The sequence below is a fragment of the Gemmatimonadota bacterium genome (assembly GCA_016719105.1).
Classification (GTDB): Bacteria; Gemmatimonadota; Gemmatimonadetes; order Gemmatimonadales; family Gemmatimonadaceae; genus SCN-70-22.
Genome location: JADKAQ010000024.1, coordinates 52,916 through 67,289 on the forward strand (window position 1 = coordinate 52,916; position 14,374 = coordinate 67,289).

General features: G+C 69.6%; 11 protein-coding genes. 4 read left to right on the forward strand and 7 right to left on the reverse strand.

The genetic code is table 11. The features are described 5' to 3' along the window. Window positions 1-201 precede the first annotated feature (201 nt). Window positions 202-1,728, forward strand: coding sequence for a M20/M25/M40 family metallo-hydrolase (locus IPN47_21340; GenBank protein MBK9410542.1), 1,527 nt, complete (start codon window positions 202-204; stop codon window positions 1,726-1,728). 248 nt (window positions 1,729-1,976) lie between these two features. On the opposite strand, the gene IPN47_21345 is transcribed toward IPN47_21340, so the two are convergent. From IPN47_21345 to IPN47_21365, 5 genes are all read right to left on the reverse strand, one after another. Then, window positions 1,977-2,567 (reverse strand): SCO family protein, encoded by a 591-nt coding sequence (locus tag IPN47_21345; protein MBK9410543.1) that lies wholly within the window; start codon window positions 2,565-2,567, stop codon window positions 1,977-1,979. Beyond that, window positions 2,564-3,049 carry a copper chaperone PCu(A)C gene (locus tag IPN47_21350; GenBank protein ID MBK9410544.1) on the reverse strand — a complete coding sequence of 162 codons (486 nt, stop codon included), beginning with the start codon at window positions 3,047-3,049 and terminating at the stop codon, window positions 2,564-2,566. The genes IPN47_21345 and IPN47_21350 overlap by 4 nt, the downstream gene beginning before the upstream one ends. Next, window positions 3,046-4,026, reverse strand: coding sequence for a copper chaperone PCu(A)C (locus IPN47_21355; protein MBK9410545.1), 981 nt, complete (start codon window positions 4,024-4,026; stop codon window positions 3,046-3,048). The genes IPN47_21350 and IPN47_21355 overlap by 4 nt, the downstream gene beginning before the upstream one ends. Next, on the reverse strand, window positions 4,023-4,571 hold the full coding sequence (locus IPN47_21360; protein ID MBK9410546.1) for a copper chaperone PCu(A)C: 549 nt from the start codon (window positions 4,569-4,571) through the stop codon (window positions 4,023-4,025). Before IPN47_21360 ends, IPN47_21355 begins: the two co-directional genes overlap by 4 nt. Window positions 4,572-4,643: 72 nt before the next feature. Beyond that, a complete protein-coding gene (locus tag IPN47_21365; protein MBK9410547.1) occupies window positions 4,644-4,862 on the reverse strand; it encodes a hypothetical protein in 219 nt (72 codons plus the stop codon). A gap of 480 nt (window positions 4,863-5,342) precedes the next feature. On the opposite strand from IPN47_21365, the gene IPN47_21370 reads away from it, so the two are divergent. After that, window positions 5,343-6,926, forward strand: a complete 1,584-nt coding sequence (locus IPN47_21370) for an amidase (protein MBK9410548.1) — start codon at window positions 5,343-5,345, stop codon at window positions 6,924-6,926. A 113-nt stretch (window positions 6,927-7,039) separates the two neighbouring features. Here IPN47_21370 and IPN47_21375 read toward each other — a convergent pair whose 3' ends face one another. Further along, window positions 7,040-8,200 (reverse strand): galactose mutarotase, encoded by a 1,161-nt coding sequence (locus IPN47_21375; GenBank protein MBK9410549.1) that lies wholly within the window; start codon window positions 8,198-8,200, stop codon window positions 7,040-7,042. Window positions 8,201-8,237: 37 nt separating this feature from the next. Then, complete coding sequence (locus IPN47_21380; protein ID MBK9410550.1) at window positions 8,238-10,982, reverse strand: glycoside hydrolase family 2; 2,745 nt, start codon at window positions 10,980-10,982, stop codon at window positions 8,238-8,240. 561 nt (window positions 10,983-11,543) lie between these two features. Between IPN47_21380 and ggt the strand changes: the two genes are divergently transcribed. Both ggt and IPN47_21390 read left to right on the forward strand, forming a co-directional pair. Continuing rightward, the gene (gene ggt, locus IPN47_21385) at window positions 11,544-13,265 is read left to right on the forward strand and encodes a gamma-glutamyltransferase (protein ID MBK9410551.1); all 1,722 of its coding nucleotides are present in this window, start codon (window positions 11,544-11,546) and stop codon (window positions 13,263-13,265) included. 288 nt (window positions 13,266-13,553) lie between these two features. Continuing rightward, window positions 13,554-14,327, forward strand: coding sequence for a hypothetical protein (locus tag IPN47_21390; protein ID MBK9410552.1), 774 nt, complete (start codon window positions 13,554-13,556; stop codon window positions 14,325-14,327). Window positions 14,328-14,374: the final 47 nt, after the last annotated feature.

A 14,374-nucleotide genomic window follows, 5' to 3' on the forward strand; every position in this document is an offset into this window, starting at 1 on the left:
CGGGTGTGCGATCGTACGCTGGGTGACGATGGGGCGTTTCACCCCCCTCAGGTGCGGGACGCTTGTCCTATCTTCGTGCACGGCGGCGTCCCCAACCCGGCCTTGGGCCCCTACATTCGTACGTTGGTCGCCGCGTCACGCCGTCTCGCTCGCGCAGGGTCTTTCGCCCCGCGAGGCTCCCTTCGCCCTTCCCTCCCCCATATGTCCGCCGCACGCACCCGCACGCTGCTCGCCAGCGCACTCGTCATCGCCGCGAGCACCCCGCTCGCCGCGCAGCAGGAGGTCGTCGACAGCACCACGCTCCGCCGCTTCTACCAGGAGGAGTGGACCAGCGGGCAGGTGATGTCGATCGCCAGCTGGCTCACCGACGTCCATGGCCCCCGCCTCACGGGGTCGCCAGGCGCAAAGGCCGCCGGCGAATGGGCGGTGAAGACGATGAAGGAGTGGGGGCTGTCGAACGTGGGGTTCGAGTACTGGAGCCCCCGGTTCCCCGGGTGGCGCAACGACCGCCTCACGGTGCAGGTGCTCTCGCCGACCCCCTTCGAGGTCGACGCGGCACCGCGCGCGTGGTCGGCCGGCACCTCGGGACCGGTCAAGGGCGAGGCGAAGCTCGTGATCATGACGAGCTGGGGCGACACGACCAAGTACGCGGGGGCGTTGCGCGGCGCGCTCGTCCTGCTGGGCGCCCCCCCGCAACTCGCGCCGCACCTCAAGGCCGACGCCAAGCGGTACACGGATGAGGAGCTGGACAAGATGGCCGCAGCAGGCGTCCCCGATCCCCGCTCCGGGGGCTTCGCGATTCCGCGCAACCCGGCCGCGATGGGGGCGATGGCGCGTCGTTTCGCCGGCACGACGCTTCGCCCGGCGAACGACACGGCCGCGCTTCGCTGGTTCTCGCGCCAGGGCGTCGCGGCGATCCTGCTCCCGGCACGCGGCGACGACGGCACGATCTTCACCGACAACGGCTCGCCGCGCACCCCCGGCGTTGCCCAGGTGCCCATGGTCCACGTGGCAGGCGAGCACTACGGGCGCATCGCCCGCATCCTCGAAAAGGGGATCCCGGTCACAATCGCCCTCGACATGGCGAACACCGTGACGCCCGAGGCCGAATCGTTCAACATCGTTGCCGAGATTCCCGGGACCGACCCGGCGCTCAAGGACGAGGTGGTCATGCTGGGGGCGCACTTCGACTCGTGGCACGCGGGGACCGGCGCCACCGACAATGCCGCCGGGACGGCGGTGATGATGGAGGCCCTGCGCCTGATCAAGACGAGCGGGCTCAAGCCGCGCCGCACGATCCGCATCGGCCTGTGGACGGGAGAGGAACAGGGGCTATTCGGTTCACGCGAGTACGTCGCGCGCCACCTGGGCGAACGCGTGTTTCGCGTGGACTCGAACGGCTTTACCCCTACCGATACCGTGCAAGCCCTCCCCGCCTACGAGAAGCACGCCGGCTACTTCAACGTGGACAATGGGACGGGGAAGATTCGTGGTGTGTACCTGCAGGGGAACACGCAGGTGAAGGACGCCTTCTCGGCGTGGATCGCTCCGCTCAAGGACAAGGGGGTCACGACCGTCTCCCCGGCCAACACGAGCGGCACGGACCATCAGGCCTTCGACGCCATCGGCCTGGGGGCTGGCAGTTCATCCAGGACCCGGTGGACTACGACACGCGCACGCACCACAGCAACCAGGACCTCTTCGAGCGGCTCGTGCCCGACGACATGAAGCACAATGCCGCGGTGGTGGCGGGCTTCGTGTGGCAGGCCGCGCAGCGCAGCACGAAGCTCCCGGGCAAGGCTGGCTGGCCGATCGTCGTGCAGGACAAGCGCGCGAAGCCGATCTCGGAATAGGAGCGCGGGCGTGTGAGGGCCGGCCTCACCGCCGCCCACCAACACGTTGGGGTCAGCCTCATCGAACGATCTATTCGATGGCGCTGACCCCAACGTGCAAAAGCCGGAACGCCCGGGACCTGGCTACGATTCGTCAGCCAGGATCTGCCGGATCCCCGCCACGATCTGGTCGACCGTGGCCTCGTACGGAAACTGCAGTCGCACGCGCCCCTTGGCATCGAGCGCGTACAGCGTGGTGGAGTGCGAGACCGTGTACGGCGCCGCCGACTCAGGCGTCGGGACGATCTCGTACTTCGCCCCATACAACTTGACCACCGTGTCGACTTCCTCGCGCGTCCCGGTGAGGCCCAGGGCGTCGAGGTCGAACTGGTCGAGGTCGGCCTTGAGCACCTCGGGGGTATCGCGCTCGGGATCGACGGTGATGTAGAGCGTCTTCACCTTCGGGCGATCCTCTCCCAGGCGGCGTGTCACCGAGGAGAGCTTGGAAAGGGTGGTGGGGCAGACGTCGGGACAGAAGCTGTAGCCGAAGAAGATCAGCACCACCTTGCCCCGTTGCGAGGCGAGCTCGAAGCGCTGGCTCGTGTGGTCGGTCAACGAGAAGTCGCCGCCGATGGGCTCGATGGGGAGCGCCGGCTTCCGGTCGCATGCGCCGGCCGCCACCGTGAGGGCGACGAGCGCGAGCGCGCGCCCCCACGAGCCGCGCCGCCCGATCACGGCATCGCTCCGGGCTTGCGCACGCCGGCCATGAGCATGACGGTGGATCCGTCGTCCAGCGTGAGCGTCACGTGGATCGAGTCGCCAGCCGCAAGCGGACGCTTGAGGCCGAAGAGCATCAGGTGCAGTCCGCCCGGCTTGAGCTCGGTCTTGCCGCCGGCGGGGATCTCGATCGACTTCACGGGCGACATCTTCATCATCGTGCCGTCGCGCACCATCTCATGCAGCTCGAGCTTCTCGGCCACATCGGCGGTGCCGCTCACCACGGAGCGTGCCACCGTCCCGGGGTTCTCGAGGACGAGGAAGGCCCCCGTGACCTTGCGCGCCCCGGTTGCCTCGCGCACCCAGGCGTCCTTCGCCGTGACCTTGGCGCCCTGCGCCTGCACGGGCGCGGCGAACACGGCGAATGCCACCAGCGCCGCGGCCAGCGCGCCGATCGGGGAGGGGCGCAGCGTGCGCGCCGGGGAGGATATCGGTTTCATTTCGGTTCTCGTGTTGGAGGTGGTGGTGACGACGAACGAGGGGGTGCTGACGGCAAGGACTGCCGTGGGATGCTGCGAAGGGAGATCACGTACAGCGCGATCGACTCGCGCTCGGCGTTGGTGAGGTGGACGAAGCGTGGCATCGCGCCACCGGTCATGATCCCGGTGGCGATGGTCTGGGCGATGGCTTCCACCGCTGTCCCGTTCTTGAAGGCGTTGGCGTCGCGAAAGTCGCGCGGCGGCGGATTGAGCGTCTTCCCCACCGGTCCGTCGCCCCAGCCGCTGGGGCCGTGGCAGCTTCCGCACCCGTTCGCGCGGTAGAGGGCCCGCCCCTCCTCCGCCGACGGCCCCACGGCGCTGCTATCGAGCGGCGAGTCGTCGTGGATGGGTTGGAAGCGCGCCGCCACGTTGCGCACCGCCTCGATGCTGAGTTCCGGCGAGACGATCGAATCGAGGTCGGCATAGGCGATCACGCGCGCCATAGCCGAGGCCGGCGCGCCGCGCGCGAAGCGCACGGTGACGCGCGTCGAGTCACCGCGTACCAGCGGGCGCCGGAGCCCACTAAGCAAGGCGTGCAGCCCATCGGGCGAGAAGCGCAGCTTCGCTCCCGGCGCGAGTTCGGCCCGGACGACCGTCGCGCGATTGCCCGTCGCCTCCCCGGCCGCCGCCGCGCTCGTGGGGAGCAGGTGCTCGCGGCTCGAGAACAACGCCGCCTGCAACGCGAGCTCGACCTCGATGCCGACGATCGTGTCGGTCTCCGTACCAGGGTTGCGCACCACGCCATACAGCGCCGCCGACTCGTTCCCCACCGGGATGACCACGACCAGGCGCTGGAGCGGGAGCGACGCGTCTTCCGACGAGCAGGCAGTGGCCGCCACGAGGAAAACGAACAGCGCGACGCAACGCAGTGCCGTGTGCAGCACCGTGTGCGGCGCCGTGCGTTTCCCTCGGGCGAACCACCACCGTTGAAGCGTCATGAGGTCGAATCTGGGGAACGCGCGACGCCGCGCGATGGCACACGGTCGCGCCGCTGCGTCACGGCGACAAACGGCGCCACGAGGCGCGAGCGCGATGCGCGTCGTGATACACCGACGGTCCCCGGTGGGGGTCGCACGGTGACGCGCACCGGGATCTCGACATCCCCCAGCGCGTGCAGCGTGAGCGAGATGCGGTCGCCCACCTTGAGCTCGCGCCCGACATCGAGCAGGAGGAGGTGGGGGCCACTCGGGGCCATGCGAATGCTGCGGCCCGCGGCAACGAAGAAGGCGCTGGCGACCTGTTCGCCCGCGCTCCCTTCGGCGCCGAGTCCGATGGAGCTGACCGCCAGTGCGTCGGAGGTGGAGGTTCGAAGAATGGCCAACGGGAGGGTGCTGAAGTTGTCGATCGCGAGGAACACGTGTGCGTTGCTGCCGGCGGCGACCGGATAGGTGTATGCCTCTCGCAGGAGAATGGCGCCCTGCTGCGCGGAGCCGACGGACGACGACATCACGAGCGCCACCGCGATCACCAAAACGGTGCGCATGTGGGACTCCAGACCGTGGGATGGCACGTGGTCCCCGCATTGGCGGGCGACGACGTTGCCACGTAGAGGGGGCTACGCGGTCAGGAGCGCCGGTGGGCCGTTGGCGAACGGCAGGAGGAAGCCAACACGATCGTGCGGGCGACGGTCGCCACGCGCAACGACGGGGGCATCGGAGACCACGCGCAGCTCGACGGCCAGGCGCGTGGCAGGTGCAACGTGGACGAGCGCGGGGGCGGCGCAACAGTGACCGATGCAGTCGCACGGACCGGACGGCGCATCGGCGGGCGGCACCTCCTCCCGGGCATCAGCGCGAGCGTGCGCGTCCTCGTTCGACGCGGCGTCCTCCGCGAACCGAGCGGCGCGATGGTGCTCATGCCCCGAAGGCTGCGCCGCGAGGGCCGACTCGTGACTCGTCGACGCGCTCGCGACCGCGGGGCCAGTCCCCTTCCCCATCGCGTGAGTGGCCCCCGCACCATGCTCCCCGGAGCTGCAGCATCGGAAGGCCCCCCCAACCGCAGGCGACCCCAACGCGAAGACGAGGAGTAACCCCGTCCTGGCGACGCGTGCGATGAGGTGGCGGAGAGCGCGGCGCATGGTCCTTCGATACTCGCCGGTGTCGCGTGGTGGTGTCAAGGGAGAAGGGCGCGCCGCGAGGCACGCGACCTGGTCCCGCGTTCGGTGCCTGCCCGCTCTCCCCCTTGAAGCTCCCCGCGCCAGGACGGATCGTTCGCCTCGTTCGGTGCCCGGTCGTTCTCCCCGTCCCGCCCCCCGATGTCCCCGACCCGCCGCGAAGCGCTCGTCCAGCTCGCCGCCCTCGCCATGCTTCCACGCCTGGATCGGCAGTCCGTCAGCAGCAACCCGCTCGACGGGACTATCGCCGACTACCAGGCGGGGCGCCGCCGCGGACGCTGGAGCGCGGCCGAGGTGACCGCGGCCGCGCTGGCCCGCTGTCGCCGGGACGGGATGACGTGGCGCGCCATCGACGTACTCGCCGAGTCGGCGCTCGCCGAGGCGAAGGCCTCCGATGTGCGCCAACGCGCGCGAAAACTGCGCGGCCCGATGGACGGCGTCCCCGTCTTCGCCAAGTCGATCTACGACATGAAGGGGCTCCCCACCACCGCATCGAGCACCGAGTGGGCTCGGCTCTTTCCCGAGGTGGTGGGGCGCGACGCCCTCGAGGTCGCGCGCCTGCGTGCCGCCGGGGCCGTCGTACTCGGCAAGACCGCCGCCGACGACTTCGCCTATCGAGGGAACGGGACGAGCAGCCACACCGGGCAGGTCCTCAACCCCTACGATCGATCCGGCACGCGCACCCCTGGTGGTTCCAGCGCCGGCTCCGCCGTGGCCGCGGCCGCCGGAATGGCCTTCGCCGCCCTCGGCACCGACGACGGCGGCTCCAATCGAATCCCGGCGCAGTTCACCGGCGTGGTGGGGATGAAGCCGAGCTTTGGGCTCGTCCCGCGCACGGGAGTCATCCCGACCTGGCCGATTCTCGACACGCACGGCCCGCTCTCCCGCTTTGTGGCCGACGCGGCGCTCATGCTCGCCGTGCTCGCGGGGGCCGATGCCTCGGATCCGCTCGCGCTGACCGCGGCGTGGAACGGCGCCCCGCTCGCCGCGCTGCGGGACGACGCCCTCGCCGGCGTTAGGCTCGGCCTCGCCGAGCCCAACGTCGCGCGATCGCAGATGACGGCGGAGGCGCTGGCGGTTTGGGATCGTGCGGTCAGCGACCTGCGCCTCGCTGGGGCCGTCGTCGAGTCGTTCACGCCGACGGTCACCCGCATGACCTTCCGCGACGCCTTCGCCGAGTCGGCGCGCGCGCGTGGCGACGTCGCGGTCGACGCCAACGCGCCGGCACCAACCGCCAACGCCCTGCTGCACTACTTCACCGGACGCACCGACGATCCGCGCGGAGCGATTCGGCGCGGCTACGCGGCGTTCCAGTCGTTCTACGACGTGCTCCCCAAGACGTACGAGGCGTGCGTGCCGCTGCTCGACCAGCCGATGACGCAGGACCCCGCCACCCTCTCCTTCGCGCGCTCACGTGCCGAGGTGGTGGCGGCGCTGGTGGCGTCGATGCAGAAGGCGGGCGTCGCGGCGATGGTCTATCCCACGATGCCGTTCAATGCCCCGCGCGCGGTCGACAAGTGGCCGGACGTCCGCACGACGCTAAGCTACGGCAACTGGCTCGGGCTGCCGGAGGTGTCGGTGCCGGCGGGGTACGGCGCCGACGGGATGCCGGCGATGAACCTGTCGATCGTTGGACTCCCGGGCGAGGATGCGCGCGTGCTGGCGTGGGCGCATGCATACGAGCGGCAGTCGAAGCGGTTTGTCGCGCCGGTCGTGGCGCCCTGACAGCGCAGCGACTTGCGAGCGCGGTGGCGCGTCGCATCTCGCGCACGCGCGGAGAGGCGGCTCCACACGCGCTCCGCGACACACCGCCCTCGTATCGCGAAGCCCTCGACGGCTCACTCCGTCCCGAACATCCACACCGTGCGCGAGCGATACACGTCGCCCGGCCGAAGGATCGTATTCGGGAACGACGGACGATTCGGTGAATCGGGAAAGTGCTGCGTCTCGAGGCAGAGCCCGTTCCGGCGCCGATAGACCACGCCGCCTTTCCCCGTCAGCGTCCCGTCGAGAAAGTTGCCCGTATAGAACTGCACGCCAGGCTCGGTCGTGTGCACCTGCAGCGTGCGACCGGTCGTCGCCTCCCGCAGCGTGGCGGCCAGCGCCAGTCCCGTGTCGGCACGCGTCAGCACGATGGTGTGATCGTATCCACCACCATTTCGCAGTTGGGGATGATCCGCGTCGATCCGCTCGCCGATCGCGTGGGCGCTGGTGAAGTCGAACGGGGTCCCCGCCACGGGGGCGAGCTCGCCGGTCGGAATGAGCGTCGAATCCACCGGCACGTAACGATCGGCCGCGAAGGTGAGTGTGTGCCCGAGAATGTCGCCGCTGCCGGCCAGGTTGAAGTACGTGTGCTGCGTCAGGTTGACGGGCGTCGCCTTGTCGGTCGTCGCTTCGTATGCGATGCGCACCTCGTTTGCATCGGTGAGGGTGTACGAGACCGCCGCCGTCAGCGTGCCGGGATACCCCTCCTCGCCATCCTTGCTCACGTATCGGAACGTCACCCGGCTCCCTTCGGCCGTGTGTGACGTGTCCACCCCCCACACCACCTTGTCGAAGCCGCGCAGCCCGCCGTGCAGTGCGTTAGGCCCGTTGTTGACCGCGAGCGTGTACTGCTGTCCGTCGAGCGTGAACTTGCCCTTTGCGATGCGGTTGCCATAGCGCCCCACCACCGCCCCGAAGTAGGGCGACGAGGCCACGTACCCGGCCAGGGAGTCGTAGCCAAGCACCACGTCGCCCAGCACGCCGGCGCGATCGGGCACCTTGAGCGAGACGATGATCGCCCCGTACGACATGGCGCGCAGCTCCATCCCGCGCGCGTTGGTCAACGTGACCAGTTCGACCGCCTCCCCAGCGGGCGTGCTTCCGAACGGCTCGCGCGTCAACGACGCCCTTGGGACCGGTCGCTCGCTCATGCGGCACCCGCCAGCGGCAACGAGCGTGACGAGGAGCGAACATCGAATGCCGGCGCGCAACAGCAGGCGCATGCGGGTCTCCATGTGAGTGTCGATTGAGGAGCGCTCAGGCATCGTAGTCCTAGTCGCGCAGCACGAACAACACCGTGGGATCCACAGGGTATCGACCGAAGCGTGCACCGTAGACGGCCAGCCCCCCGGGCAGCGCGTCGCTCACCTCGAGCCGAACCACGATCTCACCCGTCGTCGCCGAGGCGGCAATCGCGGCGGCGCTGATCGGAACGCGCAGCAGCTCGCCGTACGACCCGGCCTCGGTGAGCGTGCGATCGAATGGCTGTGCGTTCCAGCTCAGGATGCCGCGTGAATCCGCCGGATCATCGGCGAGCTCATGACGCGCCGCCACCTCGCCGTTCACGCGGATGGTGACCGCGCTCGGGAAGGCGTGCGCGCTCGTCATCGGGTAGCTGTTCTTGTTCTGGCTGCGATCCTGCAGTCCGCCGCCCCGCATGTAGTCGCCGCTCCCGACCACGGTGCTGTCGCGGTCCTTGCCGTTGAGTCGCTTGGCCGACGCCTCGACCAGGAACGTCGCACTGGCCACATCCCGCGCGGCAAGCCCTGCCGGCCAGGGGATGCGATACTCGGTGTAGCCGCTCCCCGTCCCGTTGAGCTTCCGGTCGCCTAACACACGCCACTGCTTGAGCGACCACTGGGCGTCGCGTGCATCGGTCGCACCCACGCGCGACACGCGCACACGGCGCCCGTCGGCCAGCACGCCACTCGACGGCTCCTCGCCCGAGACGATGAACGTCGTGAAGTTGCGATGCAGTACGGTCCCCGCCGCATCCTCCAGCCGCACCGCGAGCACCGACACGCTCGCCTCGGGCGGCGTCGTGATCGACAGCGGGGCGAGCGTGGCGGTCAGCCACGGCCGGTACGCGATGCGTCGCACGTACGTGCCATACGTCTTCCGCTCGCCAAAGCTGTTCCAGCCCGACAGCTCGGCACGAATCGTCAGCGAATCGCCGTATGCGGTGGAGCCTGACAGGAACGACGCGTAGAGCGGAACATCGACGCGCGCACCGGCGCTCACCTCGTGGCTCAGCAGCGAATCGCCCACCGCTAGGTACAACGGCGCGTGCAGGTCCCGCAGCGACATGCCGGGGACCAACGCACCAAAGCCCGTCTCCTTCCACGTGCGATCGAAGCGCCAGTAGCCGTTCCACTCGTTGATCACGTCGTGGTGCTCGGTATACAGCCAGCCGGCCAGCTTCGGGTGGCGCCGGAAGGCATCCATGGCGCGCCGGTAGTCCCAGCTCCAATCCACATCGCCCGTGCTCCCCGTGTACCCCCACACGTTGCCGAACTCGGAGTTGAACATGGGCTGGCGCCCCTGCTTGTAGCCGGGCTCGAAGTGAAAGGGCGAGCCGGTGAAGGTGCTGTCGTCGAGCCGCGACATGTACTCGGCCCATCGCCACCCCGGCAGGTACTCGTGCCAGGTGTTGAGATCCGTCTCGGTATGGCCGGCGCCACAGCAGATCGAGTTGTCCTCCACCAGCCGCGTTGGGTCGAGCGACTTGGCCAGGCGCACCACGCGTACCACCTGCTGCTGCGTCTCCGGCGTGTATCGCTCGCGATTGTCGACCTTGGTCTGCAGCCCCCACGTCTCGTTGAACATCACGTAGCTGAAGACGGAGGGATGATTGTAGTCGCGGTCGAGCATGCCGCGCATCGCCGTCTCGTGCTCGGCGAAGGCCGCGGAGTCCGGCGGTCCCCACCAGTTGGGCACGTCGGCCATGATGAGCACTCCCAGCCGATCGGCCCAATACAGCTTGCGCGGTGACTCGATCTTGATGTGCTCGCGCAGCCCGTTGAGCCCGATCTGTCGCGCCAGCAGGATCTCGTGGCGCAGGACGCTGTCGGTGGGGAAAGTGTAGAAGCCGTCGGGGTGGTAGGCCTGGTCCAGCGCCAGCTGCAAGTACACCGGTTGGCCGTTGATGCTCACGTACGGATGGTCGGTCCCCGGCAGGTTGACCACGGAGATGGTGCGCAAACCGAAGTAGCTCCTGACCCGATCTTCCACCACGCCGTCACCGGCCACCGTCGCCGTCACCTCGTGCAGGAACGGATCGTCCAGCGACCACCGACGGGCGTTAGGCAGCGACACCTCCAGGTGCGCCGCCGCGCGCCCTCTGGCGATGCGCACCGACTGCTCCGGTTGCCCCGCCCGATTGGTGAAGGCGAGGCGCACCGTGAGGTCGCGCGGCGCCGGCTCGCGCAGTCGCACATCGACACCGACGCCGGCGAGATCAGCACGCGGTGTGAAGTGCACCGCTTCCAGCGGTGTGCTGCCACGCGCCTCGAGGTACACCGTCTGCCACATCCCGCGCGCCTTTCCGTACCCCTGCTTCCCCTCGAGCTTGAACGCATGCGGCGCGTCGTCCACGCGCACGGTCAATCGGTGCGGCCCCGCGGCACGTGCGGCGCCGGTCACCTCGAACGAGAATGGCGTGTAGCCACCCTGATGCGTGCCGATCGGCACACCGTCGATCCACGCCGAGGTGCGCCAGTCGGAGGCGCCGAACACCACGAAGATGCGTCGCCCGCTCCACGCGGCCGGGATGTCGATGGGGCGCGCGTACCACCCGATCTCGGCGCTGTCAGGAACGCCCGACAGTGGGGCACCCCACGAGAACGGCACGAGTATCTCGCGACGTCCGGGGAGGTCGGCTTCCATCCAGCGCGAGCGCTCACCGACGTCCGCCGCATCGAAGGCAAAGCGCCATCGCCCGTTGAGGTTTAGCCACTCGCTGCGTTCGAAGTCCGGACGCGGATGCTCCGGCAACGGGATGTCGGTGGGGCGTCGCACGCGGTCCTCCCCCGGGCGCCGGGGAGAAGGGGCATGCGCCGGTGGGGGTTTCACGAGGGCAGGGGTCAAGACACTGCCCGAAACGCGGCGCGCCCCCCCCCCCATCGGCCCTGGGATGGAAGCGCTGAAGGTCGCCGTCATCGCGGATCCGGAGAGCTGTTCTACGTGCTCCCGGTTTGTCTTCGGACGACTCGCGCGACTAGGCACCTCGGCGCTCGCCCGGTTTCCGTTCTTCCGCGCCGGGGGCTCTTCCCCGCCCCCGTGCTGCTCAATGTTGCTGGGAACGACCAAGGGCGCTGCGACGTCGTGCCATGCGACGTCCCATCAGACGGGAGCGGCGTCGTCCAACCCCCCCCGGGGAGGGGACCGGGGGGGGGGGGGGCGGGGGGGGGGGGGGGCGTACCTTCTTCGGCTCGCTCTGCTGCTTCGGGCGGTCCCTCACCTCATCTCGTGGGGGGGGCCTCGGCCGTTCGCCGGGCGCGCGTGCCGGTGGACGGCGCTCACGGCACCCCTCCACCCACAGCTTTGCGGGCGCCCGACCTCCCCTCGCCCCACGCCCCCATGCGCTCGCTCGCCGCCCGCTCCTCGCTCCTCCTCCTGGCACTTTCGGCCTGCCGCGGCACCGAGACGCCGCCAGCTGCCAGTGAGGCGTCGCCCGGCAGGAGCGACCAGCGCCCCGCCATCGTCGCCACCGCCGACTCGGCGATGATCGCCAGCGCCTCCCCCTTCGCCACCGAGGCCGGTCTTGCGGTCCTGCGCCAAGGGGGCAACGCGGTCGACGCCGCCGTCGCGGTGGCCATGACGCTCGCCGTGACCTATCCCTCGGCCGGCAACCTCGGCGGCGGCGGCTTCATGGTGGCGCGCATCAACGGGACCAACGTCGCCCTCGACTTCCGCGAGACGGCGCCGGCAGCCGCAACGCGCGACATGTACCTCGACGCCAATGGCCAACCGACCGATCGTTCGGTGACCGGGGCACTCGCCGCCGGCGTCCCGGGCTCGGTCGCCGGGCTGTACGAGGCGCACAGGAAGTACGGCACGCGCCCGTGGCGTGAGCTGCTGCAGACCGCCATCACACTCGCCGACTCGGGCTTCGCCATCGACAGCGCCTTTCGCGATGACGACGAGGGGACGGCCAAGCGCATGGCGCTCGACTCCACGAGCACCGCGCTCTTCCTCGAGAACGGCAAGTTCCGCCCGATCGGCTCCTTGTGGCGTGCCCCGGGATTGGCCGCCGCGCTGCGGCGCATCGCCGAACGCGGACGCGACGGCTTCTACACCGGCGAAACGGCCGACCTCATCGTCGCCAGCATGAAGTCGGGCGGCGGGATCATCAGCAAGGCCGACCTGGCGTCGTATCAGCCTGCGTGGCGCACCCCAGTGGAGTTCGGCTATCGCGGGCATCGCGTCGTCTCCATGCCCCCCGTCTCGTCAGGCGGACTGACCCTTGCCCTCATCCTCGGCATCGTCGAGGGGAAGGACCTCGCGTCGCTGGGATGGCGCACGCCGGCGTCGATCCATCTGCTGGCCGAGGCCGAGCGGCGTGCGTTCGTCAGGCGCAACACGCTGCTGGGAGACCCCGCCTTCGTGAAGATCCCCACCGCCTCGTTCCTGAGTCGCGACACGGCGGCGGCGCTGCGCGCCGAGATCGGCGAGAAGTCGTCGGGAAGCCCGCCGGCGCCGACGCCGAAGGAGAAGAAGCACACCACGCACTTCTCCGTGGTCGACGCCATGGGAAACGCCGTGGCCATCACCACCACGATCAACAACAGCTACGGCGCGGCCTTCACCGTCCCCGGCGCGCAGTTCCTGCTCAACGACGAGATGGACGACTTCACGACGGCGGTGGGAGCGGTGAACCAGATGGGGCTCGTGCAGGGCGAGGCGAACGCCATCGCCCCGGGGAAGCGCATGCTCTCGAGCATGACGCCCACCATCGTGCTCGACTCGGCGGGGGCGCCGATGCTGGTGACCGGGGCGGCGGGCGGTGCCTACATCATTACAGCGGTGGCGCACCTCATCGTCAGCGTCATCGACTACGGCAAGCCGTTAGGCGAGGCGATGGCGGCGCCGCAGTTCCATCACCAGGACGTCCCCGACTCGCTGCTGGTGGAGCGCGGGGCCTGGGCCGACACGGCGGCAACGGTGATGGCGCCGTTGGGCCACGCCGTGAAGGTGTCGCCGTGGGGGTCGCTGGCCTGGGTGCAGAGCATCAAGCGGCGAGGGACGGGGTGGGAGGGGGTGAGCGAACCGAGGGGGACGGGGTTGGCGAAGGGGTATTGAGCGCTCGGCGGGAGCTGAGCGGCGGGCGCGAGCGGAGCGCCGGGCGGGAGCGGCGCGCGCGAGACCGGCGCCACGCTGCCAGCAGATTATGCCGCCTTAACGCCGCGCGCCGACCGTCGTCTCCCCGTTCGAAGCGTCGCGACATGGACGCTTGTCAGCCGCCACCGGGCCCGGGGGTGTAGCGACCGATCGATCGTTGTGATGCGTCTCACGCGCCCGGCGCGTGGGGGCGTGCATGACGTCGACCGACCCCATCCCCACACCTCAGGAGCCTTCACCATGCGTTTCATGCGACCCCTCGCCCCGTACACCGTCCCGGCGGTACTCGCGCTCCTCGCGACGGTCACGGCGTGCTCCGCAGACTCCACCACCTCCGCCCCGCTGTCCGAAGTCAACAACGCCCTCGTCAACGCCGACGTGGCGACGGTCACCGTCGAGACGCTCGGCCAGGACGTCGAACTCATGCGAGGCCCCGGCGGCACGTTCGGACTTGGCCTCGCCGCCGCCCGCGGCAACTTCGAGTGCACCAACGCCGGTCGCGACGGATTGACCATCTCGCGCATCTGTACCTACAAGGATGCGGCAGGGAACGTGCAGAGCGCTTACGATTCGCTCACCACCGCGTCGGTCTCGGTCCGCGCTTCTGTGGAAGGGACGATCGCCCGGGAACGGGTGACCATGACGGTCGACCGCAACGCCGAGTTCACCGTCTCGGGGCTCGTGGGGCAGGAGACCAAGGCGACGTGGAACGGGACGGGGAGCGGGACCATCTCCCGCGTCCGGACTACCGAGGACGGGAGCACGCGGCAGTACGACATGACCTTCACGGTCAAGCGCGACAACGTCGTGATCCCCGTCCCCCGCACCGCCACCAGCTGGCCCCTCTCCGGAACCGTGACCAAGAAGTACACCGTGGTCATCACCGGCGGACCTAACGATGGCAAGTCCGTGACCCGCGAGGTCGTGATCACCTTCAACGGGACCTCGACGCCCACCGCCACGATCAACGGCGAGCCCTGGGAGCTGGACCTGGCCAACCGCGGTCGGCGGAAGAAGCCGTAGGTTGTGGTGGACGCTGGGGTCAGAGCCAGGCTTTGACCCCAGCTCTG

Coding starts and splice junctions, on each gene's coding strand:
- IPN47_21355 (MBK9410545.1), bottom strand. CDS start 4,026: ATGACGCTTCAACGGTGGTGGTTCGCCCGAGGGAAACGCACGGCGCCG.
- ggt (MBK9410551.1), top strand. CDS start 11,544: ATGCGCTCGCTCGCCGCCCGCTCCTCGCTCCTCCTCCTGGCACTTTCG.
- IPN47_21390 (MBK9410552.1), top strand. CDS start 13,554: ATGCGACCCCTCGCCCCGTACACCGTCCCGGCGGTACTCGCGCTCCTC.
- IPN47_21350 (MBK9410544.1), bottom strand. CDS start 3,049: ATGAAACCGATATCCTCCCCGGCGCGCACGCTGCGCCCCTCCCCGATC.
- IPN47_21360 (MBK9410546.1), bottom strand. CDS start 4,571: ATGCGCACCGTTTTGGTGATCGCGGTGGCGCTCGTGATGTCGTCGTCC.
- IPN47_21375 (MBK9410549.1), bottom strand. CDS start 8,200: ATGGAGACCCGCATGCGCCTGCTGTTGCGCGCCGGCATTCGATGTTCG.
- IPN47_21340 (MBK9410542.1), top strand. CDS start 202: ATGTCCGCCGCACGCACCCGCACGCTGCTCGCCAGCGCACTCGTCATC.
- IPN47_21370 (MBK9410548.1), top strand. CDS start 5,343: ATGTCCCCGACCCGCCGCGAAGCGCTCGTCCAGCTCGCCGCCCTCGCC.